A 25,106-nucleotide genomic window follows, 5' to 3' on the forward strand; every position below is an offset into this window, starting at 1 on the left:
ATTTAGTCCTCAACATACTCTAAAATATCTGCAGGTTGACAATCTAAGGCTTCACATATAGCTTCTAATGTTGAAAACCGGATGGCTTTAGCTTTTCCAGATTTTAAGATCGATAAGTTTGCTGTGGTAATACCAATAATTTCTGCTAGGTCTTTGCTTTTCATTTTTCGTCTAGCGAGCATTACATCAAGATTAACTACTATTGGCATACTTATATGGTTAATTCGTTTTCTTGTTTTAGCTGGTTTCCATTTTGTAAAATATCTGCTATTATATATAAGCTAAATCCTATGACTAATAAAAGAAAATCTTGTCCCATTACACCAAATAATATTAATTCTTGAGAACTATAAGTTAGTACAATACTAAAAATTAAACTTAAACAACCTGAGATTAAAAACAACTTTCCTCCTGTTTTAAATTTAGTAGCACTTTTAAGATTAAAGAATCCTTCTTTAATAATTACACCCAAACCATTCTTGATAAATAATAAACCTATAAACGTTAGTATAGAAAATGCTATACTTATAAACTGTGTATAGTATCCAAAAATAAAGTCCTTATATAGGTCTTCAAATTGATCTGTAAAATCAGTAAAAAAGGTGAGATAAAAATTGCCAAAAAAGTGAATGATATAAATCATAATCAGTATGATTACAAAGCTATTTAGAAATCTGATTTTTCTCATAATTATATGGTTAATTCATTATCCTCTTCGGCTTGTTTCCCTCGTTTAAAGATTTCAGCAAGGATATAAAATGCTAATCCTGCCGGAATTAAAAAGGTAAATTCTGCTTTGAGTTCGTTAAAAAAGTTAAAGGTGGACTCGCCTATTGCAGCAAGAAGAAATCTTAATATCAAAACGCTAATGGTGTACTGAATAAAAATAGTACCAATCTTTTTGAAATACCTGATATTATTATCACTAAAATAATGGCCTTGCTCTATTTCTTTCAGAATGGATAAAAAATAAGAAAATCCATAAATCAAATAGCCTCTCCAGAAAAACAAGCCTGCGCTAATCACATAATAACTCCATTGTATCGCGTTTTTAGAAGTGAACCAAGATTCACTTTTATCTGCTGTTTTAGCCCAGTTTTGAAATGCCTTAAACTGATTAAAATCAAACTCGCGTAAATCATTGAGCAATACTGAAACAGCAGACAGAAGCACAGCCCAAGTGATGATCGTCAAAATAGTAGTATTGTCTTTCATAGTTTATATCGTTAGTTCGTTTTCAGATTGAATCTCTATAGCTCGTTTAAACAAAGCGGCTACAATAAATACCACACCTGCCATGAATATGTAGGCTGATGCACCTAGATCTATTTGTGTAAACACTACCTTTGATGATAGCCACGTCATATATGTCTTTGCAACAGCTCCTATTAACCCTACACTTAAAGCCACATAACTTATTTTAAAAATTAATTGCATTACAGGACGGCTAAATGGTTTACTAAAATCCATACGTTTGAAAATCTTTATAAGCAGATAAAAGATATAGGCCTTCAATCCTGCCAGCACAACAAGTGCTATAACAACACAAGCAAAGTGTCCAACACTTAAATCATATAGTTTAGAAAGATCAATACCCATATACAAATTTTCGGTAGCGTTCTTATTTCCAAATACACTAAGAAGTGCTACTAGAGTAATGGCACCTGCCTTAATGCAATACCCAATGAATACAATCCATGAGACAATGTTCATTGTATTAAAAATTTGTTTTGTTCTCATTGTTTTACAATTTGATTGAGACAAATATATAAAAATTATTGATAAACAATAATTTTTTATCATTAAAGAGTAATTTTTTAATTATAAATCGCTCTAGATTATAGCTTGCATTGGCTATATTTGTAACCATGGATGCTACAATTACATATATTAGAAAAGTCCCATTTTGGAAGATCATAATTGGATTCGCAGCAATACTAATTGGTGTTTTAGGCCTTATTAATTTCGTCTACTTTGCTCTTGTGCCTCTTCTCTTTGGTGTTATGATGTTAAAAACCGAAGGATCAGAAATTAATCTAGAGTCAAAAACCTATAGAAAAATTAATTCGTTTTTAGGTGTTCATTTTGGAAAATGGCAACCATTACAAAACCCAGAATACATTTCGGTGTTTAATACTACTGAAGACATTACAGTAAGAGCCTTATCTGCCGAAACCACCAATAGTTTTCCTATTATAGTTCTTAATATCTTTTATGAAAGAAATAAAAAAATAACAGTCTATAAAACCAAACACGTCAAAGATGCCTTTGAAGTTGCCTCTCATATTGCAGATGCGTTAATGATTGATCTATTAGATGCAACCGAAAAAGGAGATTATAAATGGGTAGACAAGAACATACTTAGAGAGAAAGGAGAAATTTGCTATATCGACTAACTGAAATTTATGCTTCCTAAAAAACTCCAACATAAAATCAATCAGCGTAAGGATGACCAATCTCTGAGACAATTAGGTGCATCTTCCAATCGTATAGATTTTTCATCTAATGACTATTTAGGGTTTTCCAAATCTGAAATCATCTTTAATCAAGCGCATCAATACCTTATTAACCATAATATCATTCAAAATGGAGCAACAGGATCTCGACTATTATCTGGAAATCATAGCTTATATCAAACTGTAGAACAACAAGTATGTACGTTTCACAATTCGGAAGCCGCCTTAATTTTCAACTCTGGCTATGATGCCAACTTAGGTTTTTTCTCATGTGTGCCACAACGCAACGATATAATCTTATATGATGAGTTTTGTCATGCATCCATTAGAGATGGTATTACAATGAGCAATGCGAAATCCATCAAATTCAAGCACAATGATTTAATTCATCTGGAACATCATCTTAATCACTACCAGGAAGCTTTAAAAGACATAGAGATCTATATCGTTACCGAATCTGTCTTCTCTATGGATGGTGATTCTCCCGATCTAAAGCTATTATCACAAATCAGTAAAGCCCACAACGCCAAGCTAATCATTGATGAAGCTCACGCTATTGGTATTTTTGGTAATCAGGGAAATGGGCTAATCAGTGAACTTAATCTTGAAAGCGACATATTTGCAAGAATTATTACCTTCGGAAAAGCACTAGGTTGTCATGGGGCCGCAGTTTTAGGAAGTAAAGCGCTCAAAACATACCTCACTAATTTTTCAAGACCATTCATATACACAACTGCATTACCACCACATGCATTGTCAACCATAAAATTGGCATACGATACATTACAAAATCAAGACCTAAAAGACAGAAGTAAGCTTCAGCATAATATCGTCTTCTTTAAATCAGAATTAAAGCGTCTTGATCTTCAGCATGTATTTATCGATAGTTATTCAGCAATTCATTGTTGTATTATTTCAGGAAATGAATCTGTAAAACAGGCAGCTACAGAATTACAGGATTGTGGATTTGACGTTAAGCCCATCCTATCTCCTACTGTTCCGAAAGGGAAAGAACGTTTGCGCTTTTGCCTTCATGCTTATAATACTGAAAAAGAAATATCGGAAGTTTTGTTCTTACTCACTACCTTTGTGTAAACGTAATAGAGAATTCTTTTCCGGACTGTAAATGAGCCCAACATTTAAGACTATAGCTAGATTTCAATATACCACCGAAGCTCAGATCATCAAAGGTCGTTTAGAAGCCGATGGTATCGAAGTCTTTTTACAAGATCATCTTACCATAGATACCGATCCATTGGTTAGCAATGCTATTGGAGGTGTGAAATTAAAAGTGCTGGCTAAAGATGCTTTGAAAGCTCAGCACATATTGAGTACCATCAAACAATACTCATTAGATGATGATGGCAATATGATCAAATGCCCTAATTGCGATAGCGAAAAAGTAGAACTATTTTCAACTATAAGTGATTTTAAATCGTTTTTTGCATTTATAATTGGGTTCTTATCTGGAACACTCCCATTTCACACACGTTATAAATACACATGCGAAAACTGTAATACAGAATTTAATCAAAAATGAGCACATATTTCATCACAGGAATTGGAACAGACGTAGGAAAAACAGTTGCCGCAGCTATAGTTACTGAAGCATTAGAAGCAGACTACTGGAAACCTGTTCAAGCTGGAGATTTAGATCATTGCGATACTAAAAAGGTCAAACATTTAGTATCTAATTCCACATCAAAATTTCATGAAAATAGCTATGCATTGAACACACCTATGAGTCCGCATGCAGCTGCAGATATCGATGGTATTACTATAGATTTAAAAACCATAAAAGCTCCAAAAACTCAAAACCACTTGGTTATTGAAGGAGCTGGCGGTCTACTCGTTCCTTTAAATAATAAGCAAACTATTTTAGACCTTATCAAACCAGAATACAAAGTCATTGTAGTATCTAGACATTATCTAGGAAGTATCAATCATACGCTATTAACCATTAATTTGCTTAAAGAAAAAGGATTTAATGTCTCTGTTATTTTCAGCGGAAATGAGCATAAAACCACAGAAGAGATCATCACCAAAATGACTAAAGTAAACGTCATTGGCAGAATTAATGAGGAACCTTATTTTGACAAGAATGTGATTAAGGAATATGCTGATATATTTAGAGACAAGATATGAGCCTAAAAGAAAGAGATAAAAAACACATCTGGCATCCGTTAACACAGCACAAATTACATCCAGAAACTACAGCAATTATCAAAGCGTCTGGATGTATCCTAACTGACGAGAACGAAAACGAATATATTGATGCTATTGCATCCTGGTACACCTGTATGTATGGGCATTGCAATCCTCATATTACTCATCGTGTTTCTGAGCAAATGCAACAGTTGGATCAAGTGGTTTTTAGTGGATTCACACATGAACCTGCAGTCCAACTTTCCGAAGCTCTTATTGCTATTCTTCCAGATAATCAAAACAAAATCTTCTTTAGTGATAATGGGTCGACATCAGTAGAAATAGGGATTAAAATGGCATTACAATATCACTTTAATAACAATGATCAACGTAATGTTCTTATTGCCTTTGAAGATGGCTTTCACGGCGATACTTTTGGAGCAATGAGTGTTTCAGGATTATCTGTTTACAATGGTCCCTTTGAAGAGTTCTTCTTAGATGTTAAACGTATTCCAACACCTAATGGAAAGAATCATGATTTCATTTTAAAAGCATTGGAAGCTATTATCGCAAATCACAACGTAGCAGGTTTTGTTTACGAGCCATTAGTTCAAGGTGCTGCAGCCATGAAAATGCATGATGCAAAAGACTTGGAAGCTATTCTGAGGTTTTGTAAGTCAAATCAAATCATTACTGTTGCTGATGAAGTCATGACTGGCTTTGGAAAAACAGGAAAATATTTTGCTTCAGACCATATGGAAAGTAAACCAGACATCATCTGCTTGAGTAAAGCCTTAACAGCAGGTTTACTTCCAATGGCGATTACCAGCTGCTCTCAAGAGATATATAATGCGTTTTATAGTGATGAAATCAGTAAGGGTTTATTTCATGGACATACCTATTCTGCAAATCCGTTAGCATGTACAGCGGCTTTGGCAGGAATTGAATTATTACGATCTGATGACATTCAAACTCATATCCATCGTATTATTCGTTCTCATAAACAATTTGCAAAGCATATCCAAGAGCATCCTAAAGTAGCTTCAGTCAGACAAACAGGTATTATCTTTGCTTTAGATATCGATATTAAAATGGAGCGCTACGGAAATTTGCGCGATAAACTCTTTAACTTTTTTATGGACAACGGTGTGTGTTTAAGACCTTTAGGAAATACAATATACATTCTGGCACCTTATGTGATTTCAGATGAACAACTACAAAAAGTCTATCGAGTCATTGAAGAGGCACTAGATAATTTATAACACGATTTTAATCTCCTTCCATAACTTGATCTAAAAGATTGATTTCCTCCTGATTCTCTTTAATTAAAACATAAAGTTTCTCATACATCCAATCATTACCTTGCTTTTCAGCAACAACAATAATAGTCCCTTTGCCTTTTGGACCTTTAATTGGAATTTTTAAATCAGCCTCTCCTGTACTATTATTTATAGTAATGTTACCTTCAAACAATCCGTCTGTTTCTATAACATCTCCTAATTTTTCTTTTACTTCAATGCTATGAGTAGCTTCATTTACTGCATATTCATAAGGAGCAGATTCTTTAATTATTTTTGAAACACCAAAAAACACGGCTCCTACTCCAAATACAAATAATAAAATCACTCCTAAACATCCTCCCAAAGGCAATACCCAGAGCCAATTTCGTCCAAACCAGCTTTTTTGACGTCCGTTTTCCATAATATATTGATTGATTTATTTGATAGGTGTACTTTATTTAGAATTTGTTACTTAATCTATCTGTAATTTATGTTTACATAAATATACAATATCCTATTTTTGCATAAATTTCAATGTATTTTGCAACAACCCATTTCCATAACTGCGCTTGCCTCTATGTCTCCTCTAGGAATTCAACCTAAAGACATTTGGAATAACTATACTAACAACAATCACCATTTCACATCTAAAGATGGCGCTTTTATTGCTGAAATCTCTACTGAAGCCAAAAAAGAGATCAAACATTTAAGACAATCAAATACAAAATACAAAGCTTTAGATGATTCAGTATTGTACGCTATATATGCGGCCAGACAAGCTGTAAAAAATGCAAATTGGAACGCTTCAGATAATTTCGGAATTAATATTGGTTCTTCACGTGGAGCGACTGCGCTTTTCGAAAACTATCATCAAGAATTCATAACCAACAAAAAAGCCAATACCTTAACGTCTCCCACAACGACCTTAGGAAATATCTCGTCATGGGTAGCTCACGACTTACAAACCAATGGCCCTGAAATATCACATTCCATAACCTGTTCTACAGCATTACACGCTGTGCTCAATGGTATTGCTTGGATCAATTCGGGTATGTGCAAACAATTTTTAGTTGGTGGTAGTGAAGCGCCTTTAACACCATTTACAATTGCTCAAATGCAAGCCTTAAAGATTTATGCTAGGGCAAACACTTCTCCCTATCCTAATAGATCTCTCGACCTCAACAAAACAGAAAACACTATGATTCTTGGCGAAGGTGCAGCAATGGCCTGTTTAGAAGCTGGTGAGATTGATGGAGCGTTGGCTAAAATTATGGGTATTGGTTATGCAACTGAGATCTTAGAGCACAATGCATCATTATCTACAAATGCACTTTGTTTTCAACGTTCCATGACCATGGCATTAGGTAGTCTAAACCCTGAAGATATTGATATTATCGTGACCCATACACCTGGTACTATTAAAGGTGATCAGGCAGAAATTAATGCTATTGAAACGATTTTTTGTAACAAAACACCTGCATTAACTACTAACAAGTGGAAGATAGGTCACAGCCTTGGTGCTTCCGGACTTTTAAATATTGAAATGGCAGTTATGATGTTGCAACACCAGGAGTTCATTTCAGTACCTTACCTAAAAGTTCAAACACCAAAACACATCAAAAAAGTTCTGATCAATGCAGTCGGATTCGGTGGAAATGCAGTATCTATCTTACTTTCAAAATAACATTTGAAATCTATTGTAAGGCACTTTTAAAGGTCTTATCTTTCAGTATTAATTTTAAACACTAACCTATTATGGAATGGTTTTCAGCTTTAGATGGATTCTCACAATTCTTTTGGATTGTCGCGCTTATTGGCTCACTGGTCTTCGTTTTTGTAATCATTACAACCTTTGCTGGTATTGATGGTGGAGATGATATTGGTGATCTGGACTCAGACATTGACGCAGACACAGGAATTGGATTTCAATTTATAACATTTAAAAATCTCGTAGGCTTCTTTACAATTTTTGGGTGGACAGGCATTGCATGTCTTAATGCAGGAATGTCAAAACCCATAAGTGTCATTGTTGCCTTTGGCGCAGGACTCTTAATGATGGCTATTATGGCTGCTATGTTTTTCTCTATGCGGAAATTAGCCGACAGTGGAACATTAAACTATAAAAACGCCATTGGTGCCATTGGAGAAATTTATCTCACTGTTGGAGCAAATCGCTCTAAAATGGGGAAAGTAAGTGTTCGGGTTCAAGGTACTTTAAGAGAACTTGAAGCACTTTCAGATTCGCTCATCGAACTTAAATCAGGTACGCTTATTAAAGTAGTCGATGTCACCAGTAATGGCATATTAATCGTAGAACAAACAAAAAAACCAATAGAACCAATTAAAACAGAAACATATGAACTACCTTCTGACACAACAAAACTTTGATCTAGGCTTTCCTATCGTGATTACGGTTGCGGTATTAATAGTCTTTGTATTCCTAATCATCCTTATCAAACGCTACAAGCGTTGTCCTTCAGACCGGATTTTGGTCGTCTACGGAAAAGTGGGTGGTGGAAAATCGGCTAAATGTATTCATGGTGGAGCCGCCTTCATTTTCCCTGTTATTCAGGATTATGAGTTTTTAGACTTGACACCTATTTCTATTGAAGTAAACCTAGTCAACGCCTTATCTAAGCAAAATATCCGAGTTAATGTTCCTTCAAGATTCACCATTGGTGTTTCTACAGAACCAGGTATCATGCAAAATGCTGCTGAACGTTTATTAGGTCTGGCACAACAAGATGTACAAGAATTAGCTAAAGAAATCATTTTTGGTCAATTACGTTTAGTAGTAGCTTCAATGGATATTGAAGAAATTAACAGCGATAGAGATAAATTCTTAACCAACATCTCTCAAAGTGTAGAGTCTGAATTAAAGAAAGTTGGACTTAAACTAATCAACGTAAACATTACAGATATTGTTGATGAGTCTGGATACATCGAAGCACTTGGTAAAGAAGCTGCTGCACATGCCATCAATGCCGCTCGTAAATCGGTTGCTGAAAAAACAAGAGACGGATCTATTGGTGAGGCTAATGCAGTTCAGGATGAAAGAACACAGGTTGCAGCGGCTAATGCTCAAGCTGTAGAAGGTGAAAACACCGCAAAAATTGCTGTAGCGAATTCTGATTCGTTACGTCGTCAGCGTGAAGCTGAAGCTGAGCGTGTGGCAATTGCAGCTGAAAAAGTACAAAGCGCAAAAGCCTTGGAAGAATCATATGCTGCTGAGCAACAAGCGGAAGCTGCAAGAGCTGAACGTGAGCGCTCTTCTCAAATGGCAGATGTTATTGTTCCAGCGGAAATTGATAAACGCAAAGTAGAAATTGATGCTGAAGCGGAAGCTGAAATGATTCGCCGTAAAGCAAAAGGTGAAGCAGATGCAATACTTTTCAAAGCTCAGGCTGAAGCTCAAGGACAATTTGAAGTCTTAACTAAACAAGCTGCTGGTTTACAAGAAATTGTTAAAGCTGCCGGAAACAGCAGTAAAGATGCTGTGTTGTTATTGATAGCAGATAAGTTACCTGAGTTAGTCAAAACGCAAGCTGAAGCAATTAAGAACATTAAGATCGATAAAGTAACAGTCTGGGATAATGGTGGAAATGGTGAAGATGGAAAATCATCTACAGCAAACTTTTTGTCGGGAATGTATAAATCAGTTCCTCCATTACAAGACATGTTCAATATGGCTGGTATGGACTTGCCTGAGTACTTAAAAGGCAAAGACAAAGCAAAGCCTGAAGACGATGCAAAATCACTTCCTAATACTGAGGAAAATAGTGACAGCTAATGTTTAAAAATCCGCCAATTGGCGGATTTTTTTTGTTCCTGTGTTTATAATTATATTTACGATAAAATCATCACAATGAAATCCATTTTCAAACTTTTGTTACTCATCATAGTTCTTACTGGACAGTACTTAATCGCTCAAACCGATCCAGAGATCTTTGATAAATTTGAATCGAAATTTTACAACATTGACGGTTATCAAATCAACGTTGAAGTGCTAGGAGAAGGTAATCCCATTTTCTTTTTACCTGGCGGTCCAGGAAATTCTCATGACTATATGCAAGGGGCTTTCGGACACTACTACAAAACTAACACAGTAGTCTTCTTCGATTGGCTTGGTCGTGGTAAAAGTGATAATGCAAAGGATATTTCAGAATATAGTGTTGAGAATGATGTCGAACTCATTGAGAAACTTCGTGTACTCTTAGAGTTTGATACAATATCACTTGTTGGTCATTCATACGGAACAGTTCCTGCACAAGCTTATGCCATCAAATACAAAGAAAATGTTGATAAAATGGTACTGATCAATGGCTTCCATTCCGGAGCTATGTGGCAAGCCAACTGCGATAGCTACAACCATTATGCTAAAACCCATTTCCCTGAAAAATGGAAAGTTGTGGATTCACTTAGGTCATTAGGTTATGTCTCAAGTCAGGAGCCATTAAAAACAGTTTATGGTAACTTTCCTACAAAATATATCTACTACCACAATACCAAACTAAGATCTAAAGTACCAAAGACCAAATACAGAGGTTGGGCTGGAGATGTATATACAACTATTATTGGTATTGATGGTGATTTTGACGTTTCGGGTAGTATGATCAATCAGGATTACCGACAAGATTTAAAAAACGTAACAGCTAAAACTTTAGTGGTTGCTGGCAGATATGATGGTGTTTCTACACCAGAGTTTGCAGTACAATACAAAACCTTTATGCCTCAGGCTCAGTTTGAAATGTTTGAGCAAAGTGGTCATAATCCTTATCTGGAAGAATCCGAAAAATTTTATGCAATTTTTGATGTTTTTATGAACATAAAATAGGTATTTTTGAATTTCATAAAGACGACATTACTATGAGCGAAACAAGACATAATTGGACCAAAGAAGAGATTCTAGAAATTTACAATAAACCTCTAATGGAATTGTTATATGATGCGGCAACGATTCATCGCAAGCATCATGATCCAAATACGGTTCAGGTATCTACGCTACTTTCAATAAAAACAGGTGGTTGTCCAGAAGATTGTGGCTATTGTCCACAAGCTGCAAGATACCATACAGACATTGAAGGTAATGATCTAATGTCGGTTCAGCAAGTAAAAGCTCAAGCCTTACGCGCAAAATCATCAGGAAGTTCTCGTGTATGTATGGGAGCTGCCTGGAGAAACGTAAAAGATGGTGAAGAATTTGACCAAGTATTAGAAATGGTGAGAACCATTAACAAACTAGATATGGAAGTGTGCTGTACATTGGGTATGATCACCGAAAACCAAGCACAACGTCTCGCAGAAGCTGGTTTGTATGCCTATAATCACAATTTAGATTCTTCCGAAGATTATTATAAAGAAGTAATTTCTACTCGTGGTTACGAAGACCGCTTAGAAACAATTGATAACGTAAGAAAAACCAATGTTACAGTTTGTTCTGGTGGTATTATTGGTATGGGAGAAAAAACTGAAGACAGAGCTGGAATGCTTGTGGCTTTATCTACATTAAATCCACAACCAGAATCTGTACCAATTAATGCTTTAGTAGCTGTTGAAGGTACGCCTTTAGAAGATCAGAAACCTGTTTCTATTTGGGATATGGTAAGAATGGTAGCTACCACAAGAATTGTTATGCCAGAAACGCAAGTACGTTTAAGTGCTGGTCGAACAGAAATGACTCGCGAAGGACAAGCCATGTGTTTCTTTGCTGGAGCCAACTCAATTTTTGCTGGTGACAAACTATTAACAACACCTAATCCTGATGTTAATGAAGATATGGAGATGTTTAAACTCCTTGGTTTAAATCCTCAAAAACCATTCATTAAAAAAATGCAACCTCAAACTGTTGAGGCACAGAATTCTCAGTATCAGGCACTAGGAGAAAAACCAAAATGGTCAAGACCAGAACATAAAATAGAACGCAACGAGGAAGCCAAACAAAAGGCTAAAGCTTTAAAATGAGTCATGGCGATTAGTGTTGCTATCCTGTTTATTATTCTGGGTGTTCTTATCAAGTATGCCAAGATGTACTATCTCATTGCGGGTTACAATACGATGTCTAAAAAAGAACAAGCTAAATACGACATTGATGGTATTGCAACAGTATTTAGAAACGCTATGTTTGGAATGGCTTTATTAATGATCATAGGTTATGTATTATCCATATGGCTCAAAGACCCTAAATTAGAAGTGTATGGTGTTATCATTGCTGTAATTATCGGACTTCCATACCTGCTCATCGTTTCTAATTCAGGGAAATACAAGGTTGACAAGGAGAACTAATTTCCGGTTTCTGTATTGACTTCAGAAGTTTTAACATACAATTAATTGCATTTCATAACGTTTTCTTAACTTTGAACCCTAATTTTTTTTGATGTCCACATTGAATCTTCAACATATTCCTCGTGTAAAAAACATCACCAAAGAGGAATTCATAACTAACTATTTCAAACCGCAAAAGCCTGTGGTTATTGAACGTTTTACAGAAGATTGGCCTGCCTATTCTAAATGGAACCTAGATTATATGAAAGCCATTGCAGGAGACAAAACGGTGCCGCTCTACGATGACAGACCTGTAGATTACAAAGACGGTTTTAATGAACCTCATGCCAAGATGAAGATGAGTGAATATGTGGATTTACTAAAAAAGGAGCCAACAAAGTATCGTATTTTTCTTTGGAATATCTTAAAGGAAATCCCACAATTACAGAATGATTTTACATATCCTGATTTTGGATTAAAACTTATGAAAAGTCTTCCTATGCTTTTTTTTGGCGGAAGGGACTCACATACATTCATGCACTACGATATTGATCTAGCTAACATATTTCATTTTCATTTTGAAGGAAAAAAACTGTGTATTCTTTTCGATCAAAAACAGAATGACCATTTATATAAAATCCCACACTCTCTGATTACCAGAGAGGACATTGATTTTTCAAATCCCGATTTTGACAAATGGCCTGCACTTGAAAACGCAAAAGGTTGGCAATGCGAACTTCACCATGGCGAAGTATTATACATGCCTGAAGGCTATTGGCATTATATGAAATACCTAACACCTGGGTTTTCTATGAGTTTAAGAGCTATAGCTAGACATCCAAAAAACCTAGGAAAAGCCATCTATAATGTTTTAATCATGCGTCATTTTGATAATCTTATGCGACGAGTTAAAGGGCAAAAATGGATTGACTGGAAAAATCAACAAGCCATTATTCGAACTCAAAAGAGAATTAATTAAAAACCCCCTCATTATTAAAAAGTTGTAATATATTTGCACCTCAAATTTTTAGAATAATTATTATGAAAAAATTACTTTTAATTATCGCGTTAGTATCTGTATCGTTAGTAAATGCACAAGCATACAAAGGAAAAGGCGATACTAAATTTCAAGTTGGAGCTAACTTACAGGAAAATGCCACAGGTTTGAATGTGAGTTACGATTTTGGTGTTGGAGAAAACATCTCATTAGGTATATCCTCTACTTATGCTTTAGGAGTAAAAAGTGAGTTAGATGCTGATTTCGGAGATCGTTTTGATATAAGGGCTCGCTTTAATGCTAATTTAGGTAATGTGATCAACATAGATGAAAATTTTGATCTATACCCTGGCTTGAGTTTCGGACTTAAGAATTTTGGTGGTCATTTAGGAGCTCGTTACTTTTTCACTGATGGCTTTGGTATTTATACTGAACTCAATGCGCCTTTTGCAAAATACGACACAGGAACATTAACACCTGCTGAAAAACTCCATAATCAATTTACAGTAAGCCTCGGTGCTACGTTCAATTTATAAATAAAACACACAATTATTTTAAAAAGCCTCAAACTAGTAATTTGAGGTTTTTTTATGGAATTAACTCCCTTATTTTATCATAAACTAAATGGCTTTCCCAACCTCTGTATAATAAATAATCAGCTAGTTTTTTTCGTTTCTTCTGAAGATTAGTTTCTCTAATTGAATCCAATTTCTTGGCTGCTAACTCCTGAAAGGTATTGAAGTATTCCTCGTCAGTTATTTCTTTGAGTGCTATATCTATCAAAGTTCTATTAATATCTTTTCGCTTTAATTCCAACTTTAAACGTTGCTTTCCCCATTTTTTTATTCTGAATTTTCCTCTTACGAATGCCTTAGCAAAACGCTCTTCATTTAAAAAATCATGTTTAAGTAAGTGTACAATAATTTGATCTCTTGCCTCAGGAATCATTCTCATTTCATATAGCTTTTGTATCACATCTTTATGACAACGTTCCTGATATGCACAATAGCGTTCAAGCCGTTTCTGCGCTTCATCGACAGTATATGTTTTTGATGGATTCATTGTGCGAAAGTATAACAATTTGTTAATAAATGTCGTATATTAAAATCCTCATTTTTAAGTATTTTTGGTTAAATTTGCACGTTTGCTTAAAAGCAAAAAATATTAATTCATCCCTATGAAAAAGAATTACTCCCTTATCTTGATTGCCTTCTTGTGTCTGGTCATTACAAGCTATGCACAGGTCACCACCATCGACTTTGAAACTTTAGGTGCTGGTTATACACCATCTACTACATTTGGCACAGGAAACACAGACACCTTTAACAGAACTGGAACCGCTATTAACGGAAATGCTACTTTTCACTGGGCTGCAGAAGACATATCAGGAAACCCATCTATTACACTGGATCAAATTGATGTAACAGGATCAACATCTTTTACATTTGCTGTCGATTTGTCTTATGACAATGCAGCACAATGGGATGCAACTGATGAGCTACTAATTACTTACTCAATTGATGGTGGAGCATATCAAAATTTGATGGCTGTACAGCATATCAATACTGATGCCTTTAATAATCCTGCGGCATTAGATTTAGACTTTAATGGTAATGGTGATCCTGGTCAGGAGTTGTCAACTACTGCGTTCACGACTTTTACGACCTCATCAATTACACTTACTGCTAACACCACTTTAGACATTGACTTTCAATTCAATAATTTGACCTCCAATGGAGAAGGCATTTTAATAGATAATATTGTTATTACAGAATCTGGAGGTTCTCCAACACCAACAATTACTGCTAGCCCAAGCAGTTTATCTGGTTTCACTTATGTAGAAACTTTTGGCCCTTCAGCAGAGCAAAGTTTCGATGTTTCGGGTTCAGATCTAACAAATGATATTATTATATCTCCTCCAACTAACTGGGAAATTTCTACAGTTTCAGGAGGTCCATATCAAACTACAGCAATTACTTTAAATCAAGCTAGTGGTACAGTTGCAAATACAACGATTTATACACGATTGGTTTCAGGATTACTAAATGTTAATTCACCATTTTCAGGTAATGTAACTTGTACAAGTACAGGAGCGACTACAAGAAATATTGGGTTGAATGGTACTGTTACACTCCCTGTAGCCGACGTAGTCATCACAGAAATCATGTACAATCCACCTGCAGCTAATGATTATGAATGGATAGAAATTTGTAACCTTAATGGGACAGCACAAGACGTTAGTGACTATACCATTGATGTTAACGGCACAACAAGGTTTACATTTCCTTCTAGCACTACAATTCCAGCAAACAGCTGTATTACTGTGTTATTAGGGCATTTAAGTTCATCTCCTGCACCAGAATGTCCATTTACTCCTGACTATTCTAATCCTATTGGAGCTACAAATTTCCTGACTAATGGTGGAGCAACGATCACACTGGAAACTCCAACTAATGTAGTGGCAGACTCAGTAGCTTATGATGATGCAGACAGTAATCCTACAAATGGCAATGGTAGTTCTTTTCACGTGATAGACGCAACTGCAGATAACTCAGACACAGATACTAACTGGCAAGCTGTATTAACTGGTGGTTCGCCTGGAGATAACACTTTAATTTCTCCATGTACTGCTCCCGAAATACAGTTAGTTGATGCTTCAAATACCGATCAGGCATGTGGATTTGCCATGGCTTTTGGATCTCAAGCCACTGGATTTGACACAGACCTTACCTTTGATATTGATAATGATGGTGCTTCTGATCTAACGGTATCTTCAATGGCAATAACTGGAGCAGCAGCAGGTGATTACTCTATCATTTCTCCAGCTACACCATTTGTTGTTACAGCTGGAAACACACAAACCGTAACTGTAAGATTTACGCCTAGTGCACTAGGCTCTAGAAGTGCAACACTTACAATTAATAACGATGATTCAGATGAATCAGCATGTACAATCATTTTACAAGGGACAGGAACATCACCAACTCCGGAAATAAATGTAGAAGGAGATATTGGAGCATTTCCTGACATTGCAGATGGCGACACTACACCGAGTGGTACTGACAACACATTATTTGCTGCTCAATTTATAGGTTCATCTCAAGAAAAAACATTTAGAATTCAAAATACAGGTACAGATGTATTGAATATTTCTAATATCACTGTCGGTGGAACTAATCCTGGAGATTTCACCATAACTGTTGCTCCTGCTTCAAGTATAGCTATCTCAGGTGTAACAATCTTTGAAGTTTCTTTTTCACCGTTAGCTGCTGGTGTAAGGCAAGCAGATATTATTATTACAAATGACGACAATGATGAAGGCACTTATAATTTCAGGGTTCAGGGTACTGGAAATTGCGTCGCTAATGCCATATCTTTAACTCCTACATCAGGACCAGAGGGAACAATTGTAACTGTTACCGGAACAGACTTAAGCAGTGCTACTGCATCATTTAATGGCTTGGCTGCTACCGTTAATAACATATCCAACACAGTTATGGAAGTGACTGTTCCAAGTGGTGCCTTAACAGGTAATTTAGAAATTACAGACAATCTGGGTTGTCCCGGTAATGCGCCTTTCACAGTAATAGACAATCAAATTGGTACTTGTGAAGGTGGCTCTGCTCTGGGTGAATTATTTATGAGTGAAGTTACAGATGCCACTTATGGAAGTTTAACTTATATTGAAATCTACAATGCTACTGGTGCTAATGTAAATCTTGCCAATTATGAGATACGAATATATGCCAACGGAAGTACTTCTTCATTTACATCACAAACCTTAAGCGGCACCATAAATGCTGGAGATACCTTTGTTGTAACTACTGGTACTTCTGGAGTTTTAGCAAGCGCGCTTTGTGCTACACCTGGAGGTGACGGTACATATGGAGACCTCATCAGTTCAACTTTATCTGGTGTTAATGTCAGAACTAATGAGCATGATTTTATTGGTCTTTACAACACAGGGACTCTTATAGATGCTTTTGGAGAATTTGGCGTCAACAACTGGATGAATTCAACAGCTATTACGGGAGATCGAGGGTTTAACTTTAGAAGACTGAATACGGCAACTCCTATCCCAACAACTACATTTGATACTGCCGATTGGAATATTATCGATTGGGCAGGCTCAGGCATGACTTCATGTGTAAGTACAAATGATTATACAGACATAGGAATTTATGACTTTTCAACTGGTGTCCCTCCATCCATAACATTACAGCCTAATTTACCATCTGTAAATTGTGATTTTGCAGCATCAATTAGCGTCACTGCCACCGAAGGTTTTTCTGGTGGAAACACTTTAGCTTATCAGTGGTATTTTGCTGCGCCTAGTGACATCAACTGGACTGCTGTTACAAATGGAGCTACTTACTCTGGTGCTACTCTGGCTACATTAGACATACTCAATACATTAGCTTTGGATGGTTATCAATATTACTGTCAGGTGAGAGAAGATGATGCAACCTGCTACACCGCTTCAAATGCTGTTAAACTTAATGTTTCTAGTACCACTTGGTATGATAATGCTGGAACTTTAGAATGGAGTAATGGTGCTCCAGGAATTTCAACTATTGCTGTTATTGATGCCAATTACAATACAAGTACAGAAGGAAGTTTTAGTGCTTGTCAATTAATTGTTAATGCTTCTAATTTACTAACAATTACAAATAACTTCTATGTTGAAGTAGAAAATAACCTGACTGTTAATGGCAATATATTAGTAGAAACAGACGGTTCTTTTGTACAAAACAATGACAGTGGTATTGTAGATGGTGCTGTTTTATCTGATAAAACAAGAATAACTGTAGAAAAAGAAACAGCTATTTTAAATTCTTATCAGGAATATACTTATTGGAGTTCTCCAGTTTCCGGAGAAATTATAGGTGATGGTTTAAGTGAATCTGAAGTACAAAGACGTTTCTGGTATAATGGTCAAAACTTTAGAGATTCAACTCAAGAAACTAATAATGATAATACAGCCGTTGCTGGACAAGATGATATCGATGATGATGCTAACGATTGGCAATATGCCACAGCCGCTTCAACAATGCTAACTGGAGTTGGATATGCGTCTACTCACGATGCTATTGGATACATTAATCCGGCACGATATAAATACACCTTTGAAGGACCTTTTAATAACGGTGTTTATAATGTTCCTATTTATAGAAATGATGCAGAGACAAATGATAATAACTGGAACTTTATAGGAAACCCTTACCCTTCTGCAATAGATGCAGATTTGTTTTTAGCTGCAAATGCAAGTATTGATCAGACTGTAGGTGCTACAAGTGGAGCTATCTTCTTCTGGTCTCACAATACAGCTGCAGATGGTAATACTAATGGTAATGAAGTATTAAATTACTCACAAAGTGATTATGCTATTATCAATGGAACTGGAGCAACTGCTGGTGGTGATGGTGTAGTTCCTGCTCGTTTTATTCCTTCAGGTCAAGGTTTCTTTGTGTCAATGACAGATACAGCTCCTTCGAGTGTTGTTTCTGGAAGTATAAGAACGACAGATGTTATCTTCAATAATAGTATGAGAGTAACTGGTAATAATAATCAGTTCTTTAGAACATCTAACATTAATACTCCAAACAAGATTAGATTAGATTTAACGTCAGATAATGGTGTTTTCAATCAAATATTAATTGGATATATTGAAGGTGCTACTGATGATGATGACGGCATGTATTTCGATGCTCATAAAAACTTATCAGCAAATGCAAACTCATTGATTTATTCACTAATAGATAATAATAGCAATAAAAAATATGCAATTCAAGGAAAAGCATCGACTAGTCTATCTTTAGAAGAGGTGATTCCTTTAGGTTTCTATACTATAATTGAAGAACCAACAATTTACACGTTATCGATTTCAGAATTAGAAGGTAACTTTATGACTCAAAATACAGTATACCTTAAAGATTATGAATTAGACACTACGCATGACTTAAGTGCTAATGATTACTCGTTTACTTCGGAGACTGGAGAATTCAACGATCGTTTTGAAATTGTATTTCAACCTGAATCACTTTCAGTAAATGAAAATGAAGTTTCACCTAACGATGTAACAATAGTAGAACTTAGTGATGGGAGCGTTAAAATTTCAGTGGGAACTAATTTAATCATTAAGAACGTCGAAATCATTGATGTTGTTGGAAGAACTATTTATAAGCTTGAAGGAAATAGTAATGTTGAAATCTATAACTTATCTCGCTTGAGTCAAGCAACCTATATTGCTAAAGTCACGCTTTCAAACGGACAAACAATATCTAAAAAAGCGGTAAAAAGACAATAACCGTTACGATAAAAAACAAATTAAAAAGGAGGTTTTGGTATATTATTACTAAAACCTCCTTTTTTAGCTAACTATATTTAGAGACTATATCTTAACGATAATATGAGGTTTCTACCAGGAGCTGCAATACCTGAAGAATAAGTCTGATAGCGCTGATCGGTTATATTTTCTAGAGACGCAATTACGGTTGCTGAATTTGAGATCTGATATTGAGTTCTCAAGTTAAAAGTATACCATGATGGTGCGTAAGGGTTCCCATTTTGATCTAGTGCGTAGATATAATCCTTAGCGCGCTCTGATGGTGCCAATTGATCAAACGATAATTCGTTATTATATTCTGCAAAGGCATCAATTAAAAATTTATCATTCTTCCATACAAAATGTGTATTTCCAAAATTTGGAGCAATATGCCTAACTGGAACTTCAATGGCATTATCCTCTTCTGTTCCTCCAATAATATTATATTGTGATGTAAGCTTTAATTGCTTAGAAAGATTGAGTTTTACACCAACTTCAAAACCATATATCCATTCTTTCGAGGCATTTTGTATGGCTTGTACATTGCTTAATTCGCCATCATATTCAATTTGAGATTCGCCATTTAAAGTAAAATCACTTCGTATTAATGCATTATCTAAAAATGTATAATAGGTTGCCATATCTAGGACAAATACATCATCAAAATTAAGTCGTAATCCCAATTCACCTCCATAAGCATACTCTGGTCTTAGATTTTCATTTGGCACAACTACAGAACCAGGTTCAGAATCAAATACCTTACCAATATCATCAATATTTGGTGCTCTAAATGCTGTAGAAGCATTGAATTTCCATTGAATCATCTTACTTGGTGTCCAACTTATACCAGCTGTTCCTGTCAAGGCTCCTGTATTTATTTCCGAAGTATTAAAAGGCAAATTTAAAAATTGATTGTTCTCCATAAAGTCTGCCTTGGCAATGACATGATTATATCTCAAACCCGATTGGAAAACAAATTTTGAATTAGGTTTGTATTTAAAACTTGCATAGGCTGCCATAGACTGCCAATTAGATCCATTGGGATATCTGGATACAGTTGGAGAACTCACATCGGTAGTGATGTTGATTTCACTTGCACTTGAACTCACAGTATTGAACACATATTCTAAACCGTAAAAAAATGTACTTTTTGCTGTAAATCCTTTTTCAAAATCAATATTTAATGAATATGCATCGACTGCCTCCTCTCTAACTCTTCTATTTTCAGATTGAAAATCTCTATCTATTCTGCTCTCTTGAAAATTTTGATAGGCTGCAGTAGCTTGTATCTTATCATATAAATTGGAACTACTACTAAGCTTTGTAACTTGAAAATTACCCATTACCCAACGTTGCGGACCATAGTTCCATTCTGCTGAGCCTAAATTATCACCTCGATTTCTAATCAATCTATCGTATCTAGGAAATGTAGACGTAGTTGTATAATACAATCCAAGATCGAAGCTTAAATCTTCTTTTGGCTCATATCTAACTTTTTGTAAAACGTTAATTTGATTATACGCTGTAGGCTTTTGAATGCGAGGATTTTCATTTTCTACTATCACATCTTCACCATTAATTGTCTCTACAAATTCTGGTCTTAAATAATCATCTGGACCATATCTACCCATTCTTAGATCATCAAAATCTGTATAACTGATGCTGCTTAAAAATGCCCAATTCTTTAATCCGAAATTAAAATCTAAGTGTCCTGTTTTTTCCTTATTGGCAGTAGCGTATCGTACTGCAGCATTAGAATTAAAATACAAAGAGTCTTTATAAGACAATTGTGGTTTTTGAGTGTAGAAACTCATAACACCTCCAATGGCATCACTACCATAGACTACTGAACCTGCTCCAAGAGTAATTTCGGTGTTTTGAATAGTAAAGGGGTCAATAGAAATTACATTTTGTAAGTTTCCACCTCTAAACGTTGCATTATTCATTCTAACACCATCTACAGTAATTAGAAGTCGGTTAGTAGAAAAACCTCTAATCATTGGGCTTCCACCTCCTAATTGACTTTTTTGAACAAATACATTTCCTGTACTTTCCAGGAGATCTGCACTGGTTTGAGGATTTTCAAATTTGATATCATTAGCATTAATATTAACTATCGTTTGGGGAATATCTCTTTTAACTTGTTCAAATCTTGATGCAGAAATAACAACCTGACCTAAATCTTCAATGCTAGGCTGCATGTAAATTGTAAATCCGTTTTCTCTGATTTCACTTTTCTTTAGAGATATATTTGTATAGAGTATGTTTTGAAAATAGATGATTTCATTCTCATCAAATTGATCTAAAGAGGCCTTACCATCTATGTCAGTTATAACTGATTTATCTTTTTTAAAATTAAATAAAGTTACTCCAGATATTGGTATGTTGGTGGTACTCTCTAAAACTCTAACAGTTTGAGAGCTCCCTATTAGAAATGATAATAAAAATATGACTGAAAGCGTAAACTTCATAAATATCAATTAAATACCTGATTGAAAATTTGTAGAGATTTTGGTTTTTTAAAACTGCCCAAATGTAATTCAAAATATAACAATAACATTGCAAGAAATGATTGTCTTTGTTTTGAGTTTAACTTTATATCATTTAGATTATCAAAATTTGTGCCTAATAACTGTTTTAGCACTGTTAAATTTTCTCCTGAAACACTGTAAACATCCTCTTTTTTAGATTGAAATAACCCGTTATTGAGGTTGAAATACATTTGGTTTGTATCTGAAGTATCAGGGTAAAAACCAAGATGTTTAGTTAGGTTAAGTAAAAACAACAAATGAAAGTTTGAGAACTCGTCTGTAGCGTCTAACCACAGAAACGCTGTTTCTAAATAATTATATAATTGATGGTTTTCTTCTTCTTCTCTGAGTACTGATGATAACACCTCAGCCAAAAACATCACAATTGAACTCTTCAATATATTGGTATGTAAACTTGTGTAACTCGAGTCTAATCGTATATCTTTAATAGTTTGCAACGACTGATTCTCTCTGAAATTCTCTTCAATTTGAAGTTGTGATAATAGTTGGAAATAAGCAATTTTAGAATTCCCTTTTTTACTATTCATAACACCTCTAAGCAAATAGCTAACTACGCCTCTATGCAATGTAAAACACTTTACAATAAGATCATTATCTCTATACTTAAGTTTAGAGAGTACTATAGCTTTAGTTTTGATAAGCATGTTGAGATGATATTATCTAACAATAAGTAATTTTAAAACTTTGGTTTCAAAAGAGTCTAAATCTGATATCATAAACAAATACACTCCTGAAGCCACGATGTTACCTCTTAAATTTTTTCCATTCCAGATACCAGTACCACCATCAATAGCAAAATTATAATTGGCATTTGATGATCTCTGATTTACTCTAGATTGAGCTTCGGCAACAAGATTACCTTCAATATCTGTAATTTTAACATTGACATTCTCTGTCAATCCCGAAATTTTTATTCCGTTATTAATATCATTTAAATCGTCAAATCCAAGAATATTATATTCTGGTCTTACTGGATTTGGATATATAAATGCTTCGTCTAGTGTTTCTTTAGGCTTTGTACCTCCAGAGGAGAATGAAACTAAGCCTCTGGTTGTAGCAATATAAACTCTTCCAGATTCTGGATCAATAGATATGTCAGTTATTGAGTTAGACGGAAGAGGTGAATTATCAGTAGTAAACTGAAATATGGTTTCTTGGCCATCAGGTGAAAAATAGAAAATCCCTGAATCTATAGTTCCTACCCATTTGTTATCTGAACCATCTACTTTTATATCAGTGATAAACTGATTTGACAATAGCTCTGTTGGTATTCCATTTTCTAAAATAACAATTTCATTAACGCTAGGATCTGGGTTATCTATAAAGTTAGACGTATTAAATAAAACTCTTAACCCTTTTATTGTACCAATCCAAAGTTGATTTCTACTATCTAAAGCAATAGCTCTCACTCTAGTTGACGGCATATTTTGTTCTTCGGAAAACACATTATTGCTTTCTCCAGTTTCAGTATTGTAACCAATTAAACCGTTATCATTGGATGATATCCACTTTACACCACCACTTCCAAGTTCGAGATCTCCAAAGCCTTTTTCTCCTGTTAAAGCAACAGGAATTATGTCAGAGAGACTATAGCCTTGCCATTGCCCAGTTGAAGGGTTAAAAGACTTTAAGCCACGATCTACTTTTGAGGTGAGTGTCCACATCAATCCATTTCTATCAAATTTTGATGCAGTTTGTCTAATACTAATCACATTAGGATTATTAGGCACTACCAGTGATTCTAAACCACTATTATTCTGATTTAATAAAACGGTTGCTTCCTCGTTATTCATCTCTAAAATCCCATCTTGAAAAGAACTTATAAATACTTGACTTGGATTAAACGGGTTGATTGCAATATCAACTAAATTTTTAGCAACAAGCAAACTGTCAAACGGAATATTATTCCATTCTTCGTCTCTAAAAACACTAATACCAAATCGACGTACTGGTGCAGGATTAAATGATGCTGTATAATCTCCATAAGTTACCCATAGTTGATTATTACCTGCCTGTAACTTAAATGCACGATTACTAGATGGTCCTTGAGGCAGTATAACATCATACTCATTAGGAACATTTTCTATAGTTTTTAGAACACCTGTAGTTGTAGTCCCAATGTAAATGTCGTCTTCTAATAGTGTTGCTGATGTAAAATCGGTATCATAATTTTCATTTGTTGCAGCACTTTGTATTTCTATAAAATTCTGATCGTATACAAAAACCTCTTCTCTAAGTGTCACAATAAGTTTGTCTCCAACAGATCTGACATCTTCTGGTAATAATGAATAAGTAATTAAACCAAAAATATTATCATTTATGATTTCGTAAAGTACGTTGTTGAATCTAACTGTATAAAGGTTTTCCCCTACGTTTTGAACTGCAGAGAAGTTCCCAGGAACTATTGTTGTCCATTGCTGAAAATCTATCAGGTTTTGATTATCTAAAGAGGCTTTTTTAAGACCACTATTAGATCCACAAGCAGCGTATATGAAACCACCAAATGTTGTTGTTTGATTAATAGAAATTTGACTACCTCCATCTCCAATGAAGTAAGTATCTCCAAACTCTAATTGATCTAGATCATATACTGAAATTCCATAATCTGTTGATATATAAACAAGGCCTTCATTTTCGTGGAAATGGTTGATCTTTTTTAATACAGGTGAAATGGTCTCTTTCTCTAAAATATCAACTACAGATAATATTTCAGAATCAGTATTGAAAACAATCTCAATCAGTCCGGTTTCATATCCTACTATTAAAAGGTCAAAATCTTCACTGTATTTAATTGTAGATATGGTTTCTCCTGATAAACCATTAATAGTAGTAATTGTTTCTATTTCATTGGTAAAGATGTCATAACTGAAAATAGCATTTTCTGAGGCAGCAAATATTTTATCATTTCCTTGTGTTACATCCTTAATTTCAAAATATGAGAAGTACCCTTCCCATAATGATGAAAAATCTTGAGAGGTACTTTTAAATGACACTAAAGTTAAAAGGATGAATACTACTCTTTTAAGCATATCAGTTATTTTTATCAAATATATTTATATCTAACGACATTTTATCTAAAATCATATAGTT

General features: G+C 34.9%; 23 protein-coding genes. 14 read left to right on the forward strand and 9 right to left on the reverse strand.

What is annotated here, in order from left to right:
- Positions 1-2: 2 nt before the first annotated feature.
- The 4 genes from Q0951_RS13250 to Q0951_RS13265 are packed head-to-tail and all read right to left on the reverse strand — an operon-like array spanning position 3 to position 1,740.
- Positions 3-209 (reverse strand): helix-turn-helix transcriptional regulator, encoded by a 207-nt coding sequence (locus tag Q0951_RS13250; protein ID WP_299337644.1) that lies wholly within the window; start codon positions 207-209, stop codon positions 3-5.
- Between the two features lie 2 nt (positions 210-211).
- Positions 212-688 carry a DUF2975 domain-containing protein gene (locus Q0951_RS13255; protein WP_299337646.1) on the reverse strand — a complete coding sequence of 159 codons (477 nt, stop codon included), beginning with the start codon at positions 686-688 and terminating at the stop codon, positions 212-214.
- Between the two features lie 2 nt (positions 689-690).
- On the reverse strand, positions 691-1,215 hold the full coding sequence (locus tag Q0951_RS13260; RefSeq protein ID WP_299337649.1) for a DUF2975 domain-containing protein: 525 nt from the start codon (positions 1,213-1,215) through the stop codon (positions 691-693).
- A gap of 3 nt (positions 1,216-1,218) precedes the next feature.
- Positions 1,219-1,740, reverse strand: coding sequence for a DUF2975 domain-containing protein (locus tag Q0951_RS13265; protein ID WP_299337652.1), 522 nt, complete (start codon positions 1,738-1,740; stop codon positions 1,219-1,221).
- A 128-nt stretch (positions 1,741-1,868) separates the two neighbouring features.
- Here Q0951_RS13265 and Q0951_RS13270 point away from each other — a divergent pair, with 128 nt between their 5' ends.
- Genes Q0951_RS13270 through bioA form a run of 5 tightly spaced genes read left to right on the forward strand, consistent with a single transcriptional unit; the run spans position 1,869 to position 5,863 of the window.
- The gene (locus Q0951_RS13270) at positions 1,869-2,396 is read left to right on the forward strand and encodes a hypothetical protein (protein ID WP_299337654.1); all 528 of its coding nucleotides are present in this window, start codon (positions 1,869-1,871) and stop codon (positions 2,394-2,396) included.
- Between the two features lie 9 nt (positions 2,397-2,405).
- Positions 2,406-3,551 (forward strand): pyridoxal phosphate-dependent aminotransferase family protein, encoded by a 1,146-nt coding sequence (locus Q0951_RS13275; RefSeq protein WP_299337656.1) that lies wholly within the window; start codon positions 2,406-2,408, stop codon positions 3,549-3,551.
- A gap of 31 nt (positions 3,552-3,582) precedes the next feature.
- Positions 3,583-3,996, forward strand: a complete 414-nt coding sequence (locus Q0951_RS13280; protein ID WP_299337659.1) for a DUF2007 domain-containing protein — start codon at positions 3,583-3,585, stop codon at positions 3,994-3,996.
- A complete protein-coding gene (bioD, locus tag Q0951_RS13285; RefSeq protein WP_299337661.1) occupies positions 3,993-4,601 on the forward strand; it encodes a dethiobiotin synthase in 609 nt (202 codons plus the stop codon). Before Q0951_RS13280 ends, bioD begins: the two co-directional genes overlap by 4 nt.
- The gene (gene bioA / locus Q0951_RS13290) at positions 4,598-5,863 is read left to right on the forward strand and encodes an adenosylmethionine--8-amino-7-oxononanoate transaminase (RefSeq protein WP_299337664.1); all 1,266 of its coding nucleotides are present in this window, start codon (positions 4,598-4,600) and stop codon (positions 5,861-5,863) included. The genes bioD and bioA overlap by 4 nt, the downstream gene beginning before the upstream one ends.
- Positions 5,864-5,870: 7 nt before the next feature.
- On the opposite strand, the gene Q0951_RS13295 is transcribed toward bioA, so the two are convergent.
- On the reverse strand, positions 5,871-6,302 hold the full coding sequence (locus Q0951_RS13295) for a cytochrome c oxidase assembly factor Coa1 family protein (protein ID WP_299337667.1): 432 nt from the start codon (positions 6,300-6,302) through the stop codon (positions 5,871-5,873).
- Between the two features lie 120 nt (positions 6,303-6,422).
- Here Q0951_RS13295 and Q0951_RS13300 point away from each other — a divergent pair, with 120 nt between their 5' ends.
- The 8 genes from Q0951_RS13300 to Q0951_RS13335 all read left to right on the forward strand — a co-directional run bounded on the left by Q0951_RS13300 (position 6,423) and on the right by Q0951_RS13335 (position 13,675).
- A complete protein-coding gene (locus tag Q0951_RS13300) occupies positions 6,423-7,565 on the forward strand; it encodes a beta-ketoacyl synthase N-terminal-like domain-containing protein (RefSeq protein WP_299337670.1) in 1,143 nt (380 codons plus the stop codon).
- 71 nt (positions 7,566-7,636) lie between these two features.
- Positions 7,637-8,269, forward strand: coding sequence for a hypothetical protein (locus Q0951_RS13305; RefSeq protein WP_367179763.1), 633 nt, complete (start codon positions 7,637-7,639; stop codon positions 8,267-8,269).
- Positions 8,238-9,671 (forward strand): flotillin family protein, encoded by a 1,434-nt coding sequence (locus tag Q0951_RS13310; RefSeq protein WP_299337673.1) that lies wholly within the window; start codon positions 8,238-8,240, stop codon positions 9,669-9,671. Before Q0951_RS13305 ends, Q0951_RS13310 begins: the two co-directional genes overlap by 32 nt.
- A 75-nt stretch (positions 9,672-9,746) precedes the next feature.
- Positions 9,747-10,715, forward strand: a complete 969-nt coding sequence (locus Q0951_RS13315) for an alpha/beta fold hydrolase (RefSeq protein WP_299337675.1) — start codon at positions 9,747-9,749, stop codon at positions 10,713-10,715.
- A 32-nt stretch (positions 10,716-10,747) separates the two neighbouring features.
- Entirely contained in the window at positions 10,748-11,842 is a 1,095-nt protein-coding gene (gene bioB, locus Q0951_RS13320) for a biotin synthase BioB (RefSeq protein WP_299337678.1), read from the forward strand.
- A 3-nt stretch (positions 11,843-11,845) separates the two neighbouring features.
- Positions 11,846-12,163: a DUF3784 domain-containing protein gene (locus tag Q0951_RS13325; RefSeq protein WP_299337681.1), complete on the forward strand. Its 318-nt coding sequence runs from the start codon at positions 11,846-11,848 to the stop codon at positions 12,161-12,163.
- A gap of 91 nt (positions 12,164-12,254) precedes the next feature.
- Entirely contained in the window at positions 12,255-13,121 is an 867-nt protein-coding gene (locus tag Q0951_RS13330; protein WP_299337683.1) for a cupin-like domain-containing protein, read from the forward strand.
- Positions 13,122-13,183: 62 nt separating this feature from the next.
- Positions 13,184-13,675: a DUF6646 family protein gene (locus Q0951_RS13335; RefSeq protein WP_299337686.1), complete on the forward strand. Its 492-nt coding sequence runs from the start codon at positions 13,184-13,186 to the stop codon at positions 13,673-13,675.
- Between the two features lie 52 nt (positions 13,676-13,727).
- Here the strand turns inward: Q0951_RS13335 and Q0951_RS13340 are convergent, their stop codons facing one another.
- Positions 13,728-14,201: a regulatory protein RecX gene (locus tag Q0951_RS13340; RefSeq protein ID WP_299337689.1), complete on the reverse strand. Its 474-nt coding sequence runs from the start codon at positions 14,199-14,201 to the stop codon at positions 13,728-13,730.
- A gap of 115 nt (positions 14,202-14,316) precedes the next feature.
- On the opposite strand from Q0951_RS13340, the gene Q0951_RS13345 reads away from it, so the two are divergent.
- A complete protein-coding gene (locus tag Q0951_RS13345; protein WP_299337692.1) occupies positions 14,317-19,446 on the forward strand; it encodes a choice-of-anchor D domain-containing protein in 5,130 nt (1,709 codons plus the stop codon).
- 77 nt (positions 19,447-19,523) lie between these two features.
- On the opposite strand, the gene Q0951_RS13350 is transcribed toward Q0951_RS13345, so the two are convergent.
- From Q0951_RS13350 to Q0951_RS13360, 3 genes are read right to left on the reverse strand one after another with little or no spacing between them, the layout of a single operon-like run.
- Positions 19,524-21,935, reverse strand: a complete 2,412-nt coding sequence (locus Q0951_RS13350; RefSeq protein WP_299337695.1) for a TonB-dependent siderophore receptor — start codon at positions 21,933-21,935, stop codon at positions 19,524-19,526.
- A gap of 5 nt (positions 21,936-21,940) precedes the next feature.
- The gene (gene recO, locus Q0951_RS13355) at positions 21,941-22,660 is read right to left on the reverse strand and encodes a DNA repair protein RecO (RefSeq protein WP_299337698.1); all 720 of its coding nucleotides are present in this window, start codon (positions 22,658-22,660) and stop codon (positions 21,941-21,943) included.
- Between the two features lie 12 nt (positions 22,661-22,672).
- Positions 22,673-25,045, reverse strand: coding sequence for a two-component regulator propeller domain-containing protein (locus Q0951_RS13360; RefSeq protein WP_299337701.1), 2,373 nt, complete (start codon positions 25,043-25,045; stop codon positions 22,673-22,675).
- Positions 25,046-25,106 lie beyond the last annotated feature (61 nt).

Origin of the sequence: uncultured Psychroserpens sp. (assembly GCF_947501425.1) — a bacterium.
GTDB lineage: Bacteria > Bacteroidota > Bacteroidia > Flavobacteriales > Flavobacteriaceae > Psychroserpens.

Excerpts from the sequence above, each read along its gene's own strand:
- Q0951_RS13250 (WP_299337644.1), bottom strand. The coding sequence starts at position 209 with ATGCCAATAGTAGTTAATCTTGATGTAATGCTCGCTAGACGAAAAATG.
- Q0951_RS13255 (WP_299337646.1), bottom strand. The coding sequence starts at position 688 with ATGAGAAAAATCAGATTTCTAAATAGCTTTGTAATCATACTGATTATG.
- Q0951_RS13260 (WP_299337649.1), bottom strand. The coding sequence starts at position 1,215 with ATGAAAGACAATACTACTATTTTGACGATCATCACTTGGGCTGTGCTT.
- Q0951_RS13265 (WP_299337652.1), bottom strand. The coding sequence starts at position 1,740 with ATGAGAACAAAACAAATTTTTAATACAATGAACATTGTCTCATGGATT.
- Q0951_RS13270 (WP_299337654.1), top strand. The coding sequence starts at position 1,869 with ATGGATGCTACAATTACATATATTAGAAAAGTCCCATTTTGGAAGATC.
- Q0951_RS13275 (WP_299337656.1), top strand. The coding sequence starts at position 2,406 with ATGCTTCCTAAAAAACTCCAACATAAAATCAATCAGCGTAAGGATGAC.
- Q0951_RS13280 (WP_299337659.1), top strand. The coding sequence starts at position 3,583 with ATGAGCCCAACATTTAAGACTATAGCTAGATTTCAATATACCACCGAA.
- bioD (WP_299337661.1), top strand. The coding sequence starts at position 3,993 with ATGAGCACATATTTCATCACAGGAATTGGAACAGACGTAGGAAAAACA.
- bioA (WP_299337664.1), top strand. The coding sequence starts at position 4,598 with ATGAGCCTAAAAGAAAGAGATAAAAAACACATCTGGCATCCGTTAACA.
- Q0951_RS13295 (WP_299337667.1), bottom strand. The coding sequence starts at position 6,302 with ATGGAAAACGGACGTCAAAAAAGCTGGTTTGGACGAAATTGGCTCTGG.
- Q0951_RS13305 (WP_367179763.1), top strand. The coding sequence starts at position 7,637 with ATGGAATGGTTTTCAGCTTTAGATGGATTCTCACAATTCTTTTGGATT.
- Q0951_RS13310 (WP_299337673.1), top strand. The coding sequence starts at position 8,238 with ATGAACTACCTTCTGACACAACAAAACTTTGATCTAGGCTTTCCTATC.
- Q0951_RS13315 (WP_299337675.1), top strand. The coding sequence starts at position 9,747 with ATGAAATCCATTTTCAAACTTTTGTTACTCATCATAGTTCTTACTGGA.
- bioB (WP_299337678.1), top strand. The coding sequence starts at position 10,748 with ATGAGCGAAACAAGACATAATTGGACCAAAGAAGAGATTCTAGAAATT.
- Q0951_RS13325 (WP_299337681.1), top strand. The coding sequence starts at position 11,846 with ATGGCGATTAGTGTTGCTATCCTGTTTATTATTCTGGGTGTTCTTATC.
- Q0951_RS13330 (WP_299337683.1), top strand. The coding sequence starts at position 12,255 with ATGTCCACATTGAATCTTCAACATATTCCTCGTGTAAAAAACATCACC.
- Q0951_RS13335 (WP_299337686.1), top strand. The coding sequence starts at position 13,184 with ATGAAAAAATTACTTTTAATTATCGCGTTAGTATCTGTATCGTTAGTA.
- Q0951_RS13340 (WP_299337689.1), bottom strand. The coding sequence starts at position 14,201 with ATGAATCCATCAAAAACATATACTGTCGATGAAGCGCAGAAACGGCTT.
- Q0951_RS13345 (WP_299337692.1), top strand. The coding sequence starts at position 14,317 with ATGAAAAAGAATTACTCCCTTATCTTGATTGCCTTCTTGTGTCTGGTC.
- Q0951_RS13350 (WP_299337695.1), bottom strand. The coding sequence starts at position 21,935 with ATGAAGTTTACGCTTTCAGTCATATTTTTATTATCATTTCTAATAGGG.
- recO (WP_299337698.1), bottom strand. The coding sequence starts at position 22,660 with ATGCTTATCAAAACTAAAGCTATAGTACTCTCTAAACTTAAGTATAGA.
- Q0951_RS13360 (WP_299337701.1), bottom strand. The coding sequence starts at position 25,045 with ATGCTTAAAAGAGTAGTATTCATCCTTTTAACTTTAGTGTCATTTAAA.